This is a genomic window from Citrobacter pasteurii (assembly GCF_019047765.1).
GTDB lineage: Bacteria > Pseudomonadota > Gammaproteobacteria > Enterobacterales > Enterobacteriaceae > Citrobacter > Citrobacter pasteurii.
Genome location: NZ_CP077262.1, coordinates 1,625,291 through 1,645,301 on the forward strand (window position 1 = coordinate 1,625,291; position 20,011 = coordinate 1,645,301).

Sequence of the window (20,011 nt, forward strand, 5' to 3'; positions counted from 1 at the left end):
CTCAGAGATCCAGACCAGCGGCGACGTGGCGAATACCGCGAATACCCAGCCCGGCATCGGCATTGATCATCACGCCACTTAATGTGCGGTTGTTGCGACGCGACGCCAGCATCACGTATGGCCCGGTAAAGTCGGCTGGGTCGGGGAAGAACTGGAGCGGCAGAATGGCGGCGATTTTTTCCGGCGTCAGTGACTGCATAATTGAGGTATCGCTTTGCCCCAGCGCCTGTGGGCCGCGCAGATCGGTCGCCATGCCGCATGGACCGACGCCGTTCACCCGCACTTTCGGCGCCAGTTCGTAGGCTAACTGGCGAATCAGCCCGGTGGCCGCGTGCTTACTGGCGGTATACAACGGCCCGCCGCCGCCGGGATACCATGCGGCGTTGGACAGAGTAAAGATGATGCTGCCTTCGCTGGCGATCAGTGCCGGGGCACAGGCTTTCGCGCCCAGCAGATAACCCAGCACGTTGACGTTAAACAGCTCATGAAAGCCGCTCTCCAGTACGTCTGCAGGCGTATTGACCAGCGAGGCGTTGTGATCCCATATGCCCGCATTACCGATAAAACAGTCCAGCTTGCCAAACGCGGTGAGGATCTGATCGACCGCACGCTGATAGTCGGCGTAGCAGGTGACGTTGCCTTCGATTGCCAGTACATGTTCGCCAAAGCGCTGACGCAGACTGGCAACTTTAGCTGGCGACAGTTCGAGCGTGGCGACCTGCGCACCTTCTTCGATGAAACGCTCGACCAGCGCCAGACCAAGGCCGGAGCCGCCGCCAGTGATAAAGACCACGTTATCGCGTAAATCGCTCATCTGGCGTCCTCCGGAATATCAACAAACACATCGCTACCGTCCACATATACTGCGTAGGTGGTCAGCGGATCGGTGGCGGGTAAACATAACGCCTTGCCGGTTTTCAGGCAGAAGCTGGCGGCATGCAGTGGGCATTCCACCGTAGCGTCGTCTTCCAGATAACCTTCCGACATCGAGGCGTTACCGTGGCTACAGCGATCGTTAATGGCATAGAACTCGCCGCCAACATTGAACAGCGCGATGACGGGCGAGGTTTCCAGCCGGAGCGCTTCACCCTCCGGCAAATCCCCTACAGGGCAGGCAAATACACGACTCATCAGAACAGTACACTCAGGTTATGGGAGGTGATCACCGCTTGATCCAGCACGATCTCACGCGCCAGTAAGCGCCACTCATCGCCGGGCAAATGACGGACTTTGTCCACGCGCGTGCCGACGTAAAAGGTTTCATCGCGCTCTTTTTGCGCGCGATACAGCAGATAGTTGAGGCGCACCGCGAACACGTCGGGCACGTCAGTTTCGCTGATTTGTAAGTTACTAATCAGATGACGGGTACGCGACGGCGGTTCTTCTGCCCAGGCCATGCCGGTTTCCAGCCGCGCGATGCGGCGCTCAAGCTGGTCTTTGTTGTCGTTGAAAATCCAGGTGGTCGGCGGCTGCACGCCTTTGCGACGGTCGCGCGTCTGGGCATTGACCGTGGTACGCATGGTGTAGCGAATGTCGTCATCCAGTTGCGCCAGCCAGTCGCGAAACTGCCAGTCGTCGAGCATACGCGCTTCTTCATACAGAAACTGGCTGATGCGATGATGCAGTTCGAGAGAAACTAACGTGCTCATTTCATCACCTCCTGCTGGTAAGCGGCGGTTTTCTCGTGCACTTCCTGCCAGCTTTCGCTGCTGAGCAAATCGGCCCAGCGTTGGTACATGCCACGCGCGGCGGTTTCCGAAAAGATGTAGTTGGTGATCCCCGGAATGCCGTCTTCACGACGTTTCTCCTGGCCAAGCCCCATTTCCAGACACAATTTCGTGTTGCGTGCGCGATGACCTTTCAGCAGTTTTTGAATTTCACACCAGTTTTCCGAGTCGTCCTGCTCCAGGAACCCGGCGGGGCCAAAAGCCCGCGTGGCGCTGTTTTCAAACGCGGCTTTCACTTCATCAGAGGCGGCTTTATCGGTAATACAGAACGCCCACACCTCAACCTGGTCCGGCCCACGCGGGTGCCAGACGCGCAGCGTGGCGGTACCGTTGAGCCAGGAAAGCGTGGGGAAAATGTTGTTGTGACCGGCCAGACGCAGGGCGCGAACCTTGCCCAAGCGTTGTTCGGCTTCCGCGTAGGTGTCGCGGTAGTAGCTGGAGACCTCACCATCGACCCAGACGTTGGCATCAGGATTCTCAGTAAAGAAAAATCCGCTGCCGTGCCCGTCCTGACCGAACTGTAGCGCGTCTTTGGCGGTTTCCCACACCGGGCGGGCGGTCTGACCATCGCCGAGGCGCTTATCGCTACCGTCGTCTTTCGCTCCCAGCACCTGCACCGCAGAGGCATGGCTGAACAGCGCGTGATACTGGTCGCTGGCAAACTGTTCGGCGGGGAATTTCCAGTTACAATCGATGGTCCACTTCTGGACGCCACCGACGATTTCGGTGCCGCCTTCACGACGATCGAGTACGCCGTCGAGATACCAGGCGATGTCGCCGAGATAATCGCCAAGCGCAGGCGCGGAGGTATCCCAGTTACCGAAAATCAGTCCCTTGTAGCTCTCTACGCCAGGCACTTCGTTCAGCCCCCAGTGGGATTTGCATAAACCTTGCGGATAAGCGCGCGGCTCCAGCGGGACGTCGATCAGCTCGCCGTTAATACCGTAAGACCAGCCGTGATACGGGCAGGTGAAGGCGCGGGTATTGCCGCAGTCGGCGTAGCTGACGCGCATCGCGCGGTGGCGGCACTGGTTGAGAAACGCTTTGATGCTGCCGTCTTTCTGGCGGACGACTACCACGGCATCTTCGCCCATGTAAGTGTTAAAAAAATCACCGGGTTTGGGGATTTGGCTTTCGTGGGCGAGAAACAGCCAGCAGCGCCCGAAGATGCGTTCCAGCTCCAGTTGGTAAATTTCAGGGTCGGTATAAATTCGTGGGGTAACGCGACCGTTTTGCGTGTCGATCAGTTGGTAGATGTCTAAATTTGAGGGTGTGGTCATATTTTTTAATCCTGAAAGCTAAGATGTATTGACCTTCATTTTTTGTGCCATAAGGATGTTGCTGGTTAGTTATCAATCTGTGAAATAGTAAATTTCTACCAGTTGAGACATTTTTTCGATAACAAGGAGCAGGGCATGGAACTGAGGCACTTACGCTATTTTGTGGCGGTGGCGCAGGCGCTGAATTTCACCCGAGCGGCAGAAAAATTGCATACCTCCCAGCCGTCGTTAAGCAGTCAGATCCGCGATCTGGAAACCTGCGTAGGCGTTTCGTTACTGGTGCGGGATAAGCGAAAAGTTGCGCTGACGGCGGCGGGAGAATGCTTTTTACAGGATGCGCTGGCGATCCTCGAACAGGCGGAAAACGCCAAAGTTCGCGCCCGTAAAACGGTGCAGGAAGATAATCATTTCTCCATTGGTTTTGTCCCTTCCGCAGAGGTGAATTTGCTACCGAAGGTGCTGCCTTTGTTTCGTTTAAAGCAGCCGGATACGCACATTGAACTGGTGAGTTTGATAACCACCGAGCAGGAGGAGAGGATCCTGCGCGGTGAGCTGGACGTTGGCTTAATGCGCCACCCGGTATACAGCCCGGAGTTGGACTATCTGGAGCTCATTCATGAGCCGTTGGTGGTGGTGTTGCCGGTGAATCATCCGTTAGCCAATGAGCCAGCGATCTCCGCAGAGCAACTGCACGGAGTGAACTTTGTCAGCACCGATCCCGCGTATTCCGGCGCATTAGCGAAGATTGTCAAAAACTGGTTTCAGCAGCAGAAAAGCCAGCCCAATATTGTGCAGGTGGCGACCAATATTCTGGTGACGATGAACCTGGTCGGTATGGGACTGGGAGTGACTTTGATACCCGGTTATATGAATAATTTTAATACCGGGCAGGTGGTTTTTCGCCCTATTGTTGGCGATGCCCCAACCATTGCGTTGCTGATGGCGTGGAAAAAAGGACCGCTCAAACCGGCACTGACCGATTTTATCGCCACGGTACATGAACGTTTGGCCGTGAGCCTGACGGCGTAATGGCTACAACTCGCTGAGCTGCGACTCGACATACAGATAGCCAATTCCCATGAGTTGTTGGGCGCGATTGAGCTGGCCGAAGCTTATCTGAGTCGCTCTGGCGCGCGGGTTATCACCGTGATCAAACGGGTTAAACCCAGTTTGCTGCACCAAGGTATTGAGCCAGCTATCGCCAAAAGCGCAGCTACGACCGTACAACCATATCTGGTTAATATTCAGTATATTCAGAAAGTTATATAAACTTAACCCGATGGCGCTGGCGGCATGCTCGGCCCAGGCCTGAATACGAACATCACCGTTCTGCCAGGCAGTAATAAGCTGGTCGGTGGTGAGCGTTTCCGGATCGTAAAGGGGCGTCGGCTGCGATTTCATCCACACGCGAGCCTGCTTTTTCAACGCGCTTAATGACGCTACCGTTTCCAGACAGCCATAGCGACCGCAGTCACAGGCAACTCCATCGGGATGAATGATGGTGTGTCCAATCTGACCGCTGCCATACAGACTACCGCGCCAGATATTGTCGTTAATCACAAACGATGAACCAATGCCGTAATCAACGTTAATCACGCAAAAATCACCGTTAGCCGCTGGGTTTTGCCATTTTTCGGCCAGCGCCAGCATTACGCAGTCATTGTCCAGGCGGACCTGTACGCCGAGCATCTCTTCCAGCAGATATTTTATCTCCACCGGTGTTTTCCACGGAGCCTGGGGCATGGTTTTTGATGCGCCGGTGATCGGATCAACCTGACCGTGAACCCCGAGCGCCAGATTAATCGTGACCTCGGGAAATTGTCGACGGTATTCCCGCCAGTGTGCAGCCAGGGCCGACAGCAGCGCTTTGGGGGTTTCCGGTTTAATGACCTCATGACGCCAGTCGCCGATGGCAACCAGCCGCGCGTCCGCCAGTTGGCTGGTGATACTGGTAGGGGTGACGTTGATACATAGCGTCCATGCGCCTTTTTCTGGCAAATGATAGCTGCCGCTGCTCAAACCGCGCTGGCTTAAGGTTTCTCGCGAATGACTGATTCTCCCTTCATCCATCAGCTCTTCGAGGATATTACTGACCGCCGGGATCGACAGGCTGGTGAGCTGCGCCAACTGTGACTTGCTGAGCTGCTTTTCCCGCCACAGGTGCGACAAAAAGATCTGCTTATTCGCCTGACGAACCCTGGCGTTGTTGAACCCCGAACGCTGCATTCACTTAACTCTCTTAACTATATTGCGTGAGCATTGCGCATTTTAACGCCACTTAACTGCCGCAGAATAGCATCAAGTTGAATTTTTACTTTTGTTTATTGAGTGGAGAGCGGCATGTACGGTTCAGTTAAAGTCTGGCAAGAAACGATCACCCTCCCAACGTGGACGGCGGGTGAAGAAGACGCTAACCCCATGTTTCTGGAGAAAAGGGTTTATCAGGGATCTTCTGGCGCGGTGTACCCGTATGGCGTGATTGATACGCTGACCGGCAAACGTGAAATGCGCGACTACAAGGCGGTGTGGATGGAGAATGACTTCATTCGCGTCATGCTGTTGCCGGAGTTAGGCGGGCGTATTCATCGAGCGTATGACAAAGTACAGCAGCGCGATTTTGTCTACTACAACGAAGTGGTGAAACCCGCTCTGGTCGGCCTGCTTGGGCCGTGGATCTCTGGCGGCATTGAATTTAACTGGCCACAGCATCATCGCCCAACCACTTTTATGCCGGTCGATTTTACGCAGCAACAGGGTGAACACGGCGAATATACCGTATGGATGGGTGAGATAGAACCTATGCGCGGTTTACAGGTAATGACCGGATTTACGCTGTATCCGGATCGCGCCCTGATCGAGATAACCGGGAAGGTGTTTAACGGTAACGCCACGCCGCGCCATTTTTTATGGTGGGCGAATCCAGCGGTGAAGGGCGGCGACGATCACCAGAGCGTGTTTCCGCCAGATGTGACCGCAGTATTCGACCACGGTAAGCGCGATGTTTCTGCGTTTCCCATCGCCACCGGCACATACTATAAAGTGGACTACTCGGCTGGCGTGGATATCTCGCGCTACAAAAATGTTCCGGTACCGACCTCCTACATGGCTGAAAAATCAGATTATGATTTTGTTGGCGCATGGCATCACGGTGAGCGAGGCGGGCTGCTGCATGTGGCCGATCACCACGTTTCGCCGGGGAAAAAACAGTGGACCTGGGGCTATGGCGACTTTGGCGTTGCCTGGGATCGTAACCTTACCGATGACAACGGTCCGTATATTGAACTGATGACCGGGGTCTTTACCGATAACCAGCCGGATTTCACCTGGCTTGCGCCGTATGAAGAGAAAGTCTTCGTACAAAATTTCCTGCCCTACAGCGAACTGGGCATGGTGCAAAACGCCAGCACGCAGCTGGCGCTGCGCCTGGTACGTGAGAGTAACCAGCTTTCTGTGGGCGTTTATGCCATTGCGCCGCTGTGCGACGTGCAGATTACGCTTTCTGCCGATGGGCAACCGTTCTATGAGCATACGCTGACCCTGGAGCCCGGACAAAGCTGGCTGGCTGATGTGTCTGACAATAACCATGCGCGGGTAACGATGACTGTCACTGGCGCCGATGGCACTGCGCTTTTGCAGTACAAAGAGCACATCGCGCAAGAGTTACCACTGCCTTCAGCGGCCGTCGCGCCAGCACGACCAGAAGCGCTGTCTAATACCGACGAACTCTATTTTATTGGCCAGCATCTGGAGCAGTACAACCACGCCAGCCGCTATGCCGAAGATTATTATCGCCGCGGGCTGGAGGTTGACCCGCTCGATTACCGCAATAATGTGGCCCTGGGGACGCTGGCGCTAAACCGCGCGGACTGGGCGTTGGCAGAACATTGCGCGGACAAAGCGCTGGAGCGGGCGCATAAGCTCAATAAAAACCCGCGTGATGGCGAGGCGAGTATGCTGCTGGCCGCCGCACAGGAACGTCAGGGCGATGATGACAGCGCGTGGGATAATTATTATAAGGCCAGCTGGAGCGGCAACTGCCGGGATGCGGCTTTCTGGTCGTTAGCGCGTTTGGCGATGAAGCGTCAGGACTACGCCGGTGCACTGGAAAAGGTCGAGCAGAGCTTACGCTTTAACGGCAGTAACAACCTGGCGATGGGGCTAAAAGCGCTGGCGCTGGCAAAGCTTGATCGCAATGCGCAAGCGCTGGACTACATTCGCCAACAGCTGGTGGATTATCCGCTGAGCTATACCCTGCACTATGCGCGCTGGGCTATCTGCCAGGATGAAGCGACAGCGCTTGCGCTGATCACGATTACCGGGCGGCGTGGGACCAACGCGTGTGAACTGGCAGGCTGGCTGACCTCTTTGGGGCAAAAGGATGCTGCCCGTGGCGTGCTGGAACTGCTCGACAGCCAGGAAACGCTGCCGATGCTGTGGCGCGCCTCGCTGAGCGATAATCCACAACCCTTCATTGAACGTGCTCGTGAGTGTCTGCAAAACCGCGTGCGTTTCCCGAATACGCTGGATGAAGTGCAGATGCTGCAAACTCTTGAGCAAAGCGCTTTTGCTCGCTATTTACTCGGCTGTTTCTGGTACAGCAAACGGCGTTATGCCGAGGCGGTTTCCTGCTGGCAGTTCACGCTTGCGCAGGAAGCGGATTTCGCTCCAGCGCATCGTTTACTGGGGATCTACGCCTGGAACAAACTGCACGATGCGCAGCAGGCGAAACAGTATCTGTCGCAGGCTGTTGCACTGGAGCCGCAAAATGCCCGCTTCCTGTTTGAACTCGACTATCTCAACAAGCTGATGGCACAACCGGCTGAACAGCGCCTGCAGCGGCTGGAAGCCAGCAAAGAGATTGTCTTCCTGCGTGATGATCTGACGGTGGAGCTGCTCAGCTTGTGGAATGGGTTGGGGCGCTATGACGATGCCGCCGCAGTGTTACGTGAGCGGGTGTTCCATCCGTGGGAAGGCGGTGAAGGCAAAGCTACCGGGCAATACCTGCTTAATCAATTGCATCGCGCGCTGGCTGCCGTGCAGTCCGGCGACCCGCAAACTGCTATTACGCAACTGCAACAGGCGCTGCACTATCCGCAAAACCTCGGGGAAGGCCGTTTGCCAGGGCAAACGGATAACGACATCTGGTATTTGCTGGGGTATTGCGCGCAGTTGCAAGGCCATTTCGAAGAATCTCAGCGCTACTTCTCCCGTGCGACGCGCGGCGGAAGCTCACTGGATGCCGGACGTTACTACAACGACCAGCCAGTGGACTATCTCTTCTGGCAGGGTATGGCGCAGAGAAAACTTGGCGATGATGCAGAGGCGGACGCTCTGTTCAACAGCTTCCTGCAATGGGTTGAGTCGCATCACGACAACGTACCGGATGTTGATTTCTTTGCCGTATCGCTACCCGATCTGGTGGTGCTGGATACCTCAGCACAAGCAAAACACCAGCAACACTGCCTGTTTATCAATGCGCTTGGGCATCTGGGGCTAGGAAATAGCGCCGCCTGTCAGCGTGAACTTGATGAACTCCTGCAACTCAATCCGGCACATGACAAGGCATTACTGCTGCGTCACGCCATTAACGTAAGGCTTTTCCAGTAACACCCTAAACGGGTGGGGGCGACCTCACCCAAAACACTCTGTACCCTGCGTTTCCCTGAAAGAGGAATCATAATGAATAACGCGCAGACACATTTAAAGATTGGTTATGTCTGGACTATCTGCCTGGTTGCGGCCTGCGGAGGTTTACTGTTTGGCTATGACTGGGTGGTGATCGGCGGGGCAAAACCCTTCTATGAAGCATATTTCTCGATTACCGATCCGGCGCAATCCGGCTGGGCGATGAGTTCCGCGCTGGTTGGTTGTATCTTTGGCGCACTGATTTCCGGCTGGTGCGCCGATAAATTTGGCCGAAAAATGCCGCTAATTCTTTCAGCGATCCTCTTTAGCGCTTCTGCATGGGGAACTGCCGTCGCCAGTAACTTCGATATGTTTATTGTCTATCGCATTGTGGGCGGCGTGGGGATTGGTCTGGCGTCTGCGCTAAGTCCGCTGTATATCGCCGAGGTCAGCCCCGCTGAAAAGCGAGGTCGCTTTGTTGCCGTTAACCAGCTCACCATCGTCATTGGCGTGCTGGCGGCGCAGCTTATCAACCTGATGATTGCCGAACCTGTTGCCACAGGCGCTACGCAGCAGGCAATTGTTGAAAGCTGGAACGGTCAGACAGGCTGGCGCTGGATGTTTGGTGCTGAATTAGTGCCTGCGGTAATTTTCCTGGTGCTGATGTTCTTTGTACCTGAATCGCCGCGCTGGCTGGTGAAAGCAGGCAAAGTCGATCGTGCGCGTGCCATGCTGCAGCGCATTGGTTCGGCGGAATATGCCGGGCAAACGCTGAAAGAGATTGAACATACGCTGCAAAAAGATAACCACAAGGTCGCGTGGTCAACGCTGTTACAACCGCAGATCAAGCCGATTGTGATTATTGGCATGGTGCTGGCGGTGTTCCAGCAGTGGTGTGGGATCAACGTTATTTTCAACTATGCGCAGGAGATCTTCGCCTCTGCCGGATTCGACATCAACGGTACGTTAAAATCGATCGTGGCGACGGGGATCATCAATCTGGTCTTTACCCTTGCCGCTCTGCCGTTAGTGGACAAAATTGGCCGTCGTAAATTGATGCTGTTCGGCGCGTCAGGATTGACGGTTATCTACGTACTGATTGCCGGGGCGTACGGGTTGGGCATTATGGGCTGGCCGGTTCTGGTTCTGGTGCTGGCGGCAATCGCGATTTATGCTCTGACGCTGGCGCCGGTGACCTGGGTGCTGCTATCAGAAATTTTTCCCAACCGCGTGCGCGGGCTGGCAATGTCGCTCGGTACACTGGCGCTGTGGATTGCCTGCTTCCTGTTGACCTATACCTTCCCGCTGCTCAATGCGAGCCTGGGCGCGTCGGGAAGCTTCCTGCTGTACGGTGTGATTTGCGCGATGGGCTTCATCTATGTTCTGCGTAATGTACCGGAAACCAAAGGCGTGACGCTGGAAGCGCTGGAGGAACAGCTGGCGGCGCAGCATACGAAAGTTGTCGCATCAGCCCAACCGCGAAGCGCCCGCTAATGGAGGGTCTGTTAACGCTACAAAACGCACATCTGCGGATGTGCGTCGATCCGCAGGGCGGTTCGCTACTGAGTCTGGTGTCGGTACAACATCAACAGGCCGTTTTACGCGAAGGCCTGGGGCAGCGACCGGATGATTGCGGTATGTTCCCTATGCTGCCGCTGGCTAATCGGGTGGTGGGCAATCGCTTCCTGCTGCGTGGTGAACAGGTGGTTTTACCTCAGCATGATGCAGACGACACCTTCTTCCTGCACGGCGACGGCTGGCTGAAGCGCTGGGAGGTGGTTACCGCGACCCAAAGCGGCTGTTTGCTGCAGTTGCGTAGTTGGCACCCCTGCGGCTACGACTATACGGCGCAGCTGTGTTATCAACTGGAAGCGTCCAGCCTGCACGCCTCGTTGACGCTTACCCATTGCGGTGAGCAGCCGATGATCTATGGCTGTGGATTTCATCCGTTTTTCGCCTTTGATAAACGCAGTACGGCGCAGTTCACCGCCAGCGGCTTTTGGCCGGAGGGAGAACAGCATCTGCCGCAGGAATGGCAACGTGTCATTCCACCTGCGGCGGATTTCATGCGTGCGCAATACGGTGAGGATAGCTGGCTGAACGTCGGCTATTCCGGCTGGAGCGGACGGGCCGTTATTCAGCGAGATGTGATGAAAGTCACGATTTTAGCGCAAACTCCATGGTTGATGCTGTTCAGAATGTCGGGTGAGCCGTTCCTGTGTCTGGAGCCGCAGACGCATCCGGTGAATGCCCACCACATGCCGGGGCAGCCGGGGTTGCAGGTTTTAGCGCAGGGTGAACGCTGTCATTTTGCGATGCAAATTTGCGTCGAATAGGGCAAATATCATGTTATCTGCCTGTTAATGCTCTCTTGCGCCAGCCTGCGTTTGTCGCCAGACTATCGCCACCAAACGGGAGGGATTCATGGCTTTGCATTCCACGCGCTGGCTGGCGCTCGGTTATTTCACCTACTTCTTTAGCTACGGTATTTTTCTGCCTTTCTGGAGCGTTTGGCTCGAAGGGCTGGGGCTGACGCCGGAAACGATTGGTTTACTGTTGGGGACTGGGCTGATTGCCCGTTTTCTCGGCAGTTTACTGATTGCGCCGCGCGTAAGCGATCCCTCTCGTCTGATCTCAGCGTTACGTATTCTGGCCTTGTTGACGCTGATGTTTGCGCTGGCCTTCTGGGCGGGGACTAACGTGGCGTGGCTGATGGTGGTGATGGTCGGCTTTAACCTGTTTTTCTCGCCGCTGGTGCCGCTGACCGACGCACTGGCCAACACCTGGCAAAAACAGATAACCATGGACTACGGTCGGGTACGGCTGTGGGGATCCGTGGCCTTTGTGATCGGCTCTGCGTTGACCGGCAAGCTGGTGAGCCTGTTTGACTATCGGATTATCCTGGTCCTGCTGTCGCTTGGTGTGGCATCAATGCTGCTGGGGATGATGATCCGCCCAAGCGTACAGCCAGCGGGGGAGAACCGTCAGCAGGAGAGCGCGGGATGGCCCGCCTGGCGCGCGCTAATAACCCAAAGCTGGCGTTTTCTGGCTTGCGTGAGTCTGTTGCAAGGCGCGCATGCCGCTTATTACGGTTTCAGCGCTATTTACTGGCAGTCTGCCGGGTATTCCGCTTCGGCGGTGGGTTATTTATGGTCTTTAGGCGTGGTGGCGGAAGTGATTATTTTTGCGCTTAGCCACAAGCTGTTCCGCCGCTTTAGCGCTCGCGATCTTCTGCTGCTTTCCGCCGTTTGCGGCGTGGCGCGTTGGGGTCTGATGGGCTGGAGCACAGCGCTACCATGGCTGATTGTGGTGCAAATCCTGCATTGCGGAACGTTTACCGTCTGCCACCTGGCGGCGATGCGTTACATTGCTGCGCGACAGGGCAGTGAGGTGATTCGTCTCCAGGCGGTATATTCTGCGGTGGCGATGGGCGGCAGTATCGCCATCATGACCGTTTTCGCCGGCTATCTGTACCAGAACCTGGGCAGCGGCGTATTCTGGGTGATGGCGCTGGTGGCACTTCCGGCAATCTTTCTGCGTCCGAAGGTGGCGGCGCAGCCTGCAACGTTATGATTCGAGGATTTTGCGGATTTGCTGCTGCTGGTGAGACGTAAGCGCCAGATCCGCATGAATCAGCGGGGGAGAAAACAGCGGTAGCGGCGTGGTGTACGGTGTAATAATCAGCGTTACGCCACGCGGCGCTCCCTCTTTTTGAAAGTCCTGCATCGGCATGTGTTTTACGTTGAGCGGCAGCAGCGTCAGTTCGCGCAGCTGTTGTTCTATATGCGCTTCAAGTTGTTCGTTACTACCGGTCAGCAGGATAATCTGTTTTTCGTGCAAATCCTTCTCCTGCATCAGCCAGGCGCCGAAAATAACGGCGACCAGGCCGATCTCTTCTTCGGAAAACTGGACATCGTATTCCGCTTCAAAGCCGTGAATCGCCTCGCGGGTAGTTCGAACCAGCCGGGGATAAAGTCGGCTGAACTCCTCCGGTAGCGTGTTATCAATGCCGATGGCAAACACGCTGCGGTTCAGTGCCTGGGCCAGGTGGATATACAACTGGTCATTCAGCCCTTGCTCGTCGCTGAAGCGCACGTTGCCATACTCGCGAAAACGCAGCACCAGCCGCGCAATAGCAAGGCGCAGGCGGCGATCCTGCTGGTGATTATCGCGGATCGGGTCGGGGATGCGGATCATGGAGAATAACAACGCCATAAACAGCGATTCGCCCAGCGGCGCACTTTGCATGACGTGGCGCTGCCAGTGGCGGCCAATTTCCTCGGCGAGCGGATACTCCGCGCAGGATTGCGCCCACCGTTGCTGGAGTGGATTAAACTCCGGGGTGATCCCCGCGTGGTGCTGTAGCAGACAATATTGTAAATACAAGCGCAGGAACTGGATGTCACGACATTCAAACGGCTTCTGTAAGCGCCGGGAGCACAGATTGATGAGCGCATGCAGATTGGTGTCGTCATACAGAGTACGTGCGATACCTTGTTGTTTAAGAGCAATTTTTAAAGTGGGCGTGAAATGCTGAGCGATAAAAGTCGGGCAAATCCGCAGGCCACGGCGCAGCCACTGCAACAGACACAGACGCTGATTTAGCGGGGTTCCTTCGATCGCATAGCCACCATTCTGCGCGGTGGCTATCGTGAGCCGGTGATAGCGCTGGATTTCGAGCCCTGCGCCAATAATATCTTCCTGAACCGTGGCATCATCGACACCATTGAGGCTGCTGAAGGTTTGTGTAGTCGCGATTTGCCCTGGCAGGAAAAGCGTCAGCAGAACCTGGCAACGGCGCTGGGGAGCGGAAAGTACAGATGGCGGAGCAAGCGTTGACATCATCTGTAGGGTCTCCCGTAAGTATGTTTGATAAGAATAGCTAAAGTTTGCTCATAGATTTGAGGAATGGAATGCTTTCCACCAGGAATGCTGGAGAGCGTCACAGAATTTTTAACGTGCGGAACAGATAGCGGGAGTGGAACGCAGCGCGTTAATCCGCTTTTTCACTGTTTTATCTTTTTGTTGAGATATAAAAAAATGCCAGAGGGGGGAATGCTGGCGGAGGGAAGTATGAACATGCTATCGCAGAGAAAGGGTTCCGTTCACCTCAGCAGCGTCATTTCTCTGAAGCACTGATACCCGTGAACGTGCAAGGGAGGCTCACCGCCGCCTCCCTTGCAACCCAGGCTCCCGGCGGGAAAATCGTCGCTACGCGATGTATTCGTCTTATTCCGTCTGCCTGTCGGGTCGGGGTCGAGCCTGCGTCCCTGCAGGCCGTCCCCTCTGCCCGCATCCCTGCGGGCAGACCCGGTCAGCCGTCAACGCCTCATCGATTTTCAGCCGGACCGGGGTCATCGCTGCAACGCTCTGACTTCCAGTTAAATCTGCGTTGCTGTTCAGATATATTCAAATAAAAATACAGGTGGTCAGGTGCGGGCTGGTCCGGCTGAAAATTGCCGACGTGTTTCCGAAAGGCCGGGAGCCGGGATTGTTAAGGGTACGGCGATAGTACCCTTAACACGTTCACAGGCAGTATCGTTTCAGAGAAGTGAAAAACATAAGGTGAACGTAACAATACGCCGGATGGCGTTACTGCTCACGACTCAGCGTTAATCCCACATCGCCGCCCGGATGCACAGACAACAGCGTCTCCTTTGAGTAGCCGCTCTCGCTCATCAGACAGGCGCAGGCGGCGTCAAAGATAGCCAGCACCAGTAAAATCGAGGTGGTAGCCAACATGTTCAGCGGGTCAGCCTCTCGCTGTACGCCGGTGGAAATCACCAGCCTCGACGCTTTCGCGATGGCCGAATCCGCGTTTTCAGTCACGCTCAGGATTGGCACATTTCTCGCTGTCAGCCCTGGCAGCAGCCGGGTGAGTTCGTCTGAATTGCCCCCGCGCGACAGCATAATCACCAGATCGTTAGCGCGTAAGAAGCCCAAATCGCCATGTGCTGCGTCAGTCGCGTTGAGGTAAATCGCCGGACGTTCCACGCAGGCAAGCATATGCGCGACTTTACGCGCTGCAATGCCAGAGGTACCGACGCCGGTGACGACGATTTTGCCCTGACAACCGCGCAGCTCCGCCATCAGCAACTGCCAGACAGGTTCGGTGAGATGCTGCCCCAGACCAGCAAGGGCATCGCTATAGAGCTGGAATACGCCGCTGGCCTGAGACCATGAATCACTCATGCGTCCTCCTGCATCAACTGGCGGTATTTCATATGGTCCTGATACATCTCGTGGAACACCCGATATTTGCGATCGTAGTACTGCTTAATGCGATTAGTCTGCGGGGTAACCGTTTTACCAATCCGGCTCATCGCTGACATTGCTTCCGGGAAGGTATCGAACACGCCCGCGGCGATAGTTCCCATCATGGCGCCGCCCAGCAGCATGGCTTCGCTCTCTTCAGGCAGCAGCATCGCACAGCCGGTGGCGTTGGCATGCTCCTGAACGAAGATCGGGTTTTTCGTCCCGCCGCCGCTGGCCATAATGGTATCGATGGTGTAGCCGCTTTGATTCATCGTTTCAATGATATGACGGGTTCCCAGCGCAATGGCCTGAATGGTCGCGAGGTACTGTAACGCCATATCTTCCGGCGTGCGCGACAGCTTCAGTCCAGTGATAGCGCCTGTGAGCGTTGGGTTGGCGCGCGGCGAGCGGTTGCCGTGGAAATAGGGCAGGATGTGCATATCGCGGGTCAGAAAGGCGATATCTTCCGGCTCTCCGGCCATTTTACGCAGCAGCGCATTCAGCACTTCATAAATGGTCTGCCCTTGAGATTTCGCCTGGGTCAACAAGGTTTCGTAACATGGATGGGACTGAATAACGTGGTCGATTAACGCCCCGGTTGCCGACTGCCCACCTTCGTTGAGCCAGTACTCCGGCAGCACGGCGGAGTAGTAAGGCCCCCAGACGCCGCCGATAAAGCGCGGCTCTTTGGAAATCGCCATATGACCGGTGGAGGTGCCGCCAATTAGTGCGACGCGGCGATCGAAATCAGCCACCTCGCCGGAGACACCGCAGGCGCCAAGCGTGCCGAGCGTACCGGCATGGGCATCGATGATAGAGACGCTGACAGCGGTTCCCGGAATCAGCCCCATTTCGCTGGCGGCGCGCGCAGAAAGACCATGACCAAGCGGTTCGCCCATGGTTTTCACGTAACGGCCAATTTTGGCAGCATCGTGTTCCAGCAGATCTTCCAGCCCAATCTGGCGGAAATAGCTGGCATCCCACTTGTCTTCATGGCCCATATAAGTCCATTTACACACCGTCGAGCACAATGAGCGCGTGTCATCGCCCGTTGCGCGCCAGGTCAGGAAATCGGGCAGGTCAAAGTAATAACCGGCATTGGCCCAGGTGTTAGGCATATGTTGCTTCAGCCACAGCAGCTTTGGCGTTTGCATTTCCGGTGAGATAATGCCGCCAACGTAGTCCAGCACCCGGTGGTGCAGGGCGTTGATGCGTTCGGCCTGGGTAATGGCGCGGTGATCCATCCACACAATGATGTTCTGTTCGCTGCGCCCGGACGAACTGATGGTCAGCGGTTTACCTTCTTTATCCAGCACCACCAGTGAACAGGTGGCGTCAAAACCCAGACCTTTCACCTGGATAGGGTTGATATCCGACTGGTTAATCGCATCGCGAACCGCGTTACACACCGCCTGCCAGATGTTATCGGAAGACTGCTCAACAAAATCGGCCTGCGGACGGTAAATCTCGATGGCCCGACTGGCCTGTCCGACCATTCTGCCGTTGAGATCAAACACGCCAGCACGGGCGCTTCCGGTTCCGACATCCACACCAATAAAGTAACTTGCCATAATTTTTTCTCCTGAAATCAGGCTTTACGATTCTGTAATGCGATAAAGAGGATCAGCACCGCGCCCCACAGCGCCATCGTCAGATAGCTGCTGACCCCCAGCAAGTTAAGGCCGCTTTCCAGCATTTGCAGCACAATCAGCGCCAGTACCAGGCCGATAATGCGTCCGAAGCCGCCATCCGGATTGATGCCGCCGAGTACGGAAGCAAGGATGGTGACCAGCAGGTAGGACTCGCCGTATCCGGCTTTTGCCGAGTTGAATTTCGCCATCATCAGAATGGCGGCGACCCAGCCGAGCAGGGCTGAAATCACGTACACGGAAATTTGCACCCGTACGGTATTCACACCACTGTAGCGGGTAGCCTGTTCATTGGAGCCGACGAGATACAGGCTGCGCCCCAGTGTGGTGTGCTCCAGCAGTACCCACAGCAGGATTGCCACCAGGAAAAAGAGCAACAGCGCCACCGGAATACCCGCAATCGTGGCGTTGCCAAGGTACTGAATTGCGGTCGGGAAACCCGAAATCACTGTCCCGTTGGAAAGCAGAATATTCAGCCCGGAGATAAGCGTCATCGTGCCGAGGGTGGCGAGAATCGGTGAGACGCCGACCCAGGCAATCAGCGCGCCGTTGAGCGTACCGATAGCCACCGCCACGGCAGCGCCCGCCAGCAGCGCCAGCGCCAGAAACAGCGGGTTATCCGGATGGGTGACGATAATCGCCGCCATCACCAGCGAGCAGGCGTTCGCCCCGGCAATAATTGACAGGTTAATGCCGCCGGTCAGCATGGTCATACCCATTCCGAGGGCCAGCATGCCGAGGATCGGTAACTGTGAGCCTATCGACTGGAAGTTAGCGACGCTGAAAAAACGGCTGCCGAGCAGGGCTGAGAAAACCAGGGCGACGACCACAATAATGACGCATTGCAGACGAATGATGGCATCACCGGGTAAAAATCTGGCGATTGTTTTCATCTCAAAGCTCCCTTGCCAGTTTGCGTTTTTCGTTCCAGGCCGTGGCACTGATGCTGACCAGGATAATGGCGCCGCTGAATACGGTGTGCCAGTAAGAGGAGACGCTGAGTAGCGTCAGACCATTTTGTAAGAAGGCCAGCAGGACAACGCCGAGCAGGGTTCCGGTCAACGTTCCGCGCCCACCGCTCATGCTGGTTCCGCCGAGTACGACCGCCGCCAGCACCGTCAGCTCAAAGCCGAGCAGCGAATTGGGCGCAACTGACTGAGTGATTTGCGCCTGCACCACGGCGGCAACACCTGCCAGAATGCCCATATAGCCATACACGTAGAAATGCAGTTTCAGCAGATTTAACCCCAGACGCGAGGCCGCGTCGCGGTTACCGCCCATAGCGTAAACCTGTCGGCCAAGACGGGTATAGTTCATCAGCACAGCGGTAAAGATGATCACCGCCGCCAGGCACAGCAGGGGCAGAGTGAGGCCGTAGTCGTAGCCATCTGCCGCGGTGAAGGAGAACCAGTTAATGCCGTTCATAAACCAGTCAGGGAAACCGTACAGCCAGGTGCCTTTGGTGGCGTAAACCAGAAGGCCGTAGTAGACGTTCAGCGTGGCGATGGTAATGATGATTGCCGGAACGCGCAGCCAGTAGACCAGGAAGCCATTAATCAGTCCAAGCAGCAGGCCCACCGCAATCGCAATGGTTAACGCCAGAGCGAAGTTGCCGCCGTGGCCGATCACCCAACTGGCCATCGCATACTGGGCAATCGCGGTCATCGCCGGAAATGAGATATCGATCCCACCGGAAATCAGCACCACAAACAACCCGCAGGCGAGAATGCCGAGAATCGCGTAGCTGGTGGCCACATCTGTCAGATTGCCGAGCGAGAGGAACTCATCGGTGCTGACACTTAGCCCAACCGCCAGCGCCACGACCAGCAGGCCCAGCCAGAATTCATGTTGCCCGATTAAACGGGACAGAAGCATCTTATTCATTGATTACCTCGACCACTTCAGCAATCTCCTCTTCACGGCAGTGATGAGGATTAAATTCCGCCACCAGCCTGCCGCGACGCATCACCAGCACGCGGTGGCTGTTGTAATACGCTTCCGGAATTTCATCGCAAATCATCAGCACCGCCATCCCCTGTTCCGCCAGATCGCGGGCGATCTGGTAAATACCCTCTTTGTTGGCGATATCCACGCCTACGGTAGGCGAGTCGAGGATCAGAATGCGGGGATTCGTCGCCACCCATTTGGCAATGGCGATACGCTGGGCATTCCCGCCGGAAAGCGTTTTGACCGGGAGATGAGGATCGGACACCTTGATATTGAGCTCGCGGATTAAATCGGCGACCAGCTTTTGCGCTTTATGATGATTGAGCAGGCCGCTGCCGGTATGCAGTTGATCAAAGACCGTGACGATGGTGTTGTCGTAGATCGATTGCTCCATGATCAGCCCCTGCGTCAGGCGATCTTCTGAGACGTAGCCGATCCCGTGCTTAATGGCGTCGTGGTTATTACGCAGCGTGACCGGCTGACCGTTAATACGCATCTCGCCGCTTTCCGGGTGGGTCATGCCGAACAGGCTCAGGCAAAGCTCGGTGCGCCCGGCGCCCAGCAGGCCGACAATCGAGACAATCTCGCCGCCATGCAGCGACAGATTAATGTTCTGGTATTTGCCTCTGCGGCTGAGGTTGCGCAGTTCCAGCAGGGGCTCTCGATCGTCGAATGATTTCTCCGGCAGCGGGCTGTAGTGGAAGCGTTGTCCGGTCATCAGGAAAGCCAGCTCGTGACTGTCCAGTTCGCTGGCAGGATATGTGCCCACCAGTTTGCCGTCGCGCATCACGCTGATACGGTCTGCCACTTCCATTACTTCATCCAGACGATGGCTGACAAACACTACGCAAATGCCGGCCGCTTTCAGTTCGTTAACCACCTTCAGCAGGCCATTGACCTCCTGACGGGTCAGCGAGGCGGTGGGTTCATCCATAATGACCAGGCGCGCGTCGGCGGCAATCGCCCGACAAATAGCGACCAGCTGTCGGTCGGCAATCGAGAGTTTTTCAACTTTTTTATCGGGATCGATGTTCACACCAATACGCTTCATGGCGGCCAGCGCCTGCTGTTTCATGGAACCGCGACGCACCCAGATATCGCCGCCGGGAAGGTAGCGGTTAACCGCAATATTTTCTGCGACGCTAAAGTTAGGAAACAGCGACAGGTCCTGGTAGATAACCTGAATGCCGTAGTGGGACGAAAGCTGCGGCGTCAGGTGATGGAACAGTTTGCCATCGAGTAAAATCTGCGCGCCTTTTTCCGGGTGATATACCCCGGAGATCACTTTAATAATGGTGCTTTTACCACAGCCGTTTTGACCCGCCAGACAGTGAACTTCGCCTTTTCTCAGCGTCAGATTCACGTTATCCAGCGCCAGCACGCCCGGGAATTGTTTGCTGATATTCTCAAGAGTGATAAATGCGGTGGTGTCTGTCATGGACAATACCCCTGCGAGCGTCCTGACGGACGCTGAGTGTTAGTTTGGTGGATAGCGCCGACCAGACGGTCGGCGTTATGGTTTCCCTGG

16 protein-coding genes are annotated in these 20,011 nt (G+C 55.9%); 5 read left to right on the forward strand and 11 right to left on the reverse strand.

The window, feature by feature from the left end:
• Position 1 precedes the first annotated feature (1 nt).
• Genes hcaB through hcaE form a run of 4 tightly spaced genes read right to left on the reverse strand, consistent with a single transcriptional unit; the run spans position 2 to position 3,007 of the window.
• Positions 2-814: a 3-phenylpropionate-dihydrodiol/cinnamic acid-dihydrodiol dehydrogenase gene (gene hcaB / locus I6L54_RS07905; RefSeq protein WP_040233439.1), complete on the reverse strand. Its 813-nt coding sequence runs from the start codon at positions 812-814 to the stop codon at positions 2-4.
• Complete coding sequence (gene hcaC / locus I6L54_RS07910) at positions 811-1,131, reverse strand: 3-phenylpropionate/cinnamic acid dioxygenase ferredoxin subunit (RefSeq protein WP_005130299.1); 321 nt, start codon at positions 1,129-1,131, stop codon at positions 811-813. Before hcaC ends, hcaB begins: the two co-directional genes overlap by 4 nt.
• Positions 1,131-1,649 (reverse strand): 3-phenylpropionate/cinnamic acid dioxygenase subunit beta, encoded by a 519-nt coding sequence (hcaF, locus tag I6L54_RS07915; protein ID WP_003847085.1) that lies wholly within the window; start codon positions 1,647-1,649, stop codon positions 1,131-1,133. Before hcaF ends, hcaC begins: the two co-directional genes overlap by 1 nt.
• Positions 1,646-3,007: a 3-phenylpropionate/cinnamic acid dioxygenase subunit alpha gene (gene hcaE / locus I6L54_RS07920; RefSeq protein ID WP_003847087.1), complete on the reverse strand. Its 1,362-nt coding sequence runs from the start codon at positions 3,005-3,007 to the stop codon at positions 1,646-1,648. The genes hcaF and hcaE overlap by 4 nt, the downstream gene beginning before the upstream one ends.
• Before the next feature lie 135 nt (positions 3,008-3,142).
• Between hcaE and hcaR the strand changes: the two genes are divergently transcribed.
• The gene (hcaR, locus tag I6L54_RS07925; protein WP_040233442.1) at positions 3,143-4,036 is read left to right on the forward strand and encodes a DNA-binding transcriptional regulator HcaR; all 894 of its coding nucleotides are present in this window, start codon (positions 3,143-3,145) and stop codon (positions 4,034-4,036) included.
• A gap of 3 nt (positions 4,037-4,039) precedes the next feature.
• On the opposite strand, the gene I6L54_RS07930 is transcribed toward hcaR, so the two are convergent.
• Positions 4,040-5,233 carry an ROK family transcriptional regulator gene (locus I6L54_RS07930; protein ID WP_040233445.1) on the reverse strand — a complete coding sequence of 398 codons (1,194 nt, stop codon included), beginning with the start codon at positions 5,231-5,233 and terminating at the stop codon, positions 4,040-4,042.
• A 114-nt stretch (positions 5,234-5,347) separates the two neighbouring features.
• Here I6L54_RS07930 and I6L54_RS07935 point away from each other — a divergent pair, with 114 nt between their 5' ends.
• The 4 genes from I6L54_RS07935 (at position 5,348) to I6L54_RS07950 (ending at position 12,205) form a co-directional block, all read left to right on the forward strand.
• The gene (locus tag I6L54_RS07935) at positions 5,348-8,614 is read left to right on the forward strand and encodes a DUF5107 domain-containing protein (RefSeq protein ID WP_040233446.1); all 3,267 of its coding nucleotides are present in this window, start codon (positions 5,348-5,350) and stop codon (positions 8,612-8,614) included.
• A 72-nt stretch (positions 8,615-8,686) separates the two neighbouring features.
• On the forward strand, positions 8,687-10,126 hold the full coding sequence (locus I6L54_RS07940) for a sugar porter family MFS transporter (protein ID WP_040233448.1): 1,440 nt from the start codon (positions 8,687-8,689) through the stop codon (positions 10,124-10,126).
• A complete protein-coding gene (locus I6L54_RS07945) occupies positions 10,126-10,968 on the forward strand; it encodes an aldose 1-epimerase (protein ID WP_005130292.1) in 843 nt (280 codons plus the stop codon). Before I6L54_RS07940 ends, I6L54_RS07945 begins: the two co-directional genes overlap by 1 nt.
• 88 nt (positions 10,969-11,056) lie before the next feature.
• Complete coding sequence (locus I6L54_RS07950) at positions 11,057-12,205, forward strand: 3-phenylpropionate MFS transporter (RefSeq protein ID WP_005130290.1); 1,149 nt, start codon at positions 11,057-11,059, stop codon at positions 12,203-12,205.
• Here the strand turns inward: I6L54_RS07950 and csiE are convergent.
• The 6 genes from csiE to I6L54_RS07980 all read right to left on the reverse strand — a co-directional run bounded on the left by csiE (position 12,200) and on the right by I6L54_RS07980 (position 19,921).
• Complete coding sequence (gene csiE, locus I6L54_RS07955) at positions 12,200-13,477, reverse strand: stationary phase inducible protein CsiE (protein ID WP_003037652.1); 1,278 nt, start codon at positions 13,475-13,477, stop codon at positions 12,200-12,202. The genes I6L54_RS07950 and csiE overlap by 6 nt on opposite strands.
• A 747-nt stretch (positions 13,478-14,224) precedes the next feature.
• Positions 14,225-14,824, reverse strand: coding sequence for a KpsF/GutQ family sugar-phosphate isomerase (locus I6L54_RS07960; RefSeq protein WP_005130287.1), 600 nt, complete (start codon positions 14,822-14,824; stop codon positions 14,225-14,227).
• The gene (locus I6L54_RS07965; protein ID WP_005130285.1) at positions 14,821-16,458 is read right to left on the reverse strand and encodes an FGGY-family carbohydrate kinase; all 1,638 of its coding nucleotides are present in this window, start codon (positions 16,456-16,458) and stop codon (positions 14,821-14,823) included. The genes I6L54_RS07960 and I6L54_RS07965 overlap by 4 nt, the downstream gene beginning before the upstream one ends.
• Positions 16,459-16,475: 17 nt before the next feature.
• A complete protein-coding gene (locus tag I6L54_RS07970; protein ID WP_005130284.1) occupies positions 16,476-17,429 on the reverse strand; it encodes an ABC transporter permease in 954 nt (317 codons plus the stop codon).
• Position 17,430: 1 nt separating this feature from the next.
• On the reverse strand, positions 17,431-18,420 hold the full coding sequence (locus tag I6L54_RS07975; RefSeq protein ID WP_040233450.1) for an ABC transporter permease: 990 nt from the start codon (positions 18,418-18,420) through the stop codon (positions 17,431-17,433).
• Positions 18,413-19,921, reverse strand: a complete 1,509-nt coding sequence (locus tag I6L54_RS07980; protein ID WP_040233452.1) for a sugar ABC transporter ATP-binding protein — start codon at positions 19,919-19,921, stop codon at positions 18,413-18,415. Before I6L54_RS07980 ends, I6L54_RS07975 begins: the two co-directional genes overlap by 8 nt.
• Between the last annotated feature and the right edge of the window lie 90 nt (positions 19,922-20,011).

Bases quoted from the DNA above. Each gene is read 5' to 3' on its own strand.
- hcaB (WP_040233439.1), bottom strand. From the start codon at position 814: ATGAGCGATTTACGCGATAACGTGGTCTTTATCACTGGCGGCGGCTCC.
- hcaC (WP_005130299.1), bottom strand. From the start codon at position 1,131: ATGAGTCGTGTATTTGCCTGCCCTGTAGGGGATTTGCCGGAGGGTGAA.
- hcaF (WP_003847085.1), bottom strand. From the start codon at position 1,649: ATGAGCACGTTAGTTTCTCTCGAACTGCATCATCGCATCAGCCAGTTT.
- hcaE (WP_003847087.1), bottom strand. From the start codon at position 3,007: ATGACCACACCCTCAAATTTAGACATCTACCAACTGATCGACACGCAA.
- hcaR (WP_040233442.1), top strand. From the start codon at position 3,143: ATGGAACTGAGGCACTTACGCTATTTTGTGGCGGTGGCGCAGGCGCTG.
- I6L54_RS07930 (WP_040233445.1), bottom strand. From the start codon at position 5,233: ATGCAGCGTTCGGGGTTCAACAACGCCAGGGTTCGTCAGGCGAATAAG.
- I6L54_RS07935 (WP_040233446.1), top strand. From the start codon at position 5,348: ATGTACGGTTCAGTTAAAGTCTGGCAAGAAACGATCACCCTCCCAACG.
- I6L54_RS07940 (WP_040233448.1), top strand. From the start codon at position 8,687: ATGAATAACGCGCAGACACATTTAAAGATTGGTTATGTCTGGACTATC.
- I6L54_RS07945 (WP_005130292.1), top strand. From the start codon at position 10,126: ATGGAGGGTCTGTTAACGCTACAAAACGCACATCTGCGGATGTGCGTC.
- I6L54_RS07950 (WP_005130290.1), top strand. From the start codon at position 11,057: ATGGCTTTGCATTCCACGCGCTGGCTGGCGCTCGGTTATTTCACCTAC.
- csiE (WP_003037652.1), bottom strand. From the start codon at position 13,477: ATGATGTCAACGCTTGCTCCGCCATCTGTACTTTCCGCTCCCCAGCGC.
- I6L54_RS07960 (WP_005130287.1), bottom strand. From the start codon at position 14,824: ATGAGTGATTCATGGTCTCAGGCCAGCGGCGTATTCCAGCTCTATAGC.
- I6L54_RS07965 (WP_005130285.1), bottom strand. From the start codon at position 16,458: ATGGCAAGTTACTTTATTGGTGTGGATGTCGGAACCGGAAGCGCCCGT.
- I6L54_RS07970 (WP_005130284.1), bottom strand. From the start codon at position 17,429: ATGAAAACAATCGCCAGATTTTTACCCGGTGATGCCATCATTCGTCTG.
- I6L54_RS07975 (WP_040233450.1), bottom strand. From the start codon at position 18,420: ATGAATAAGATGCTTCTGTCCCGTTTAATCGGGCAACATGAATTCTGG.
- I6L54_RS07980 (WP_040233452.1), bottom strand. From the start codon at position 19,921: ATGACAGACACCACCGCATTTATCACTCTTGAGAATATCAGCAAACAA.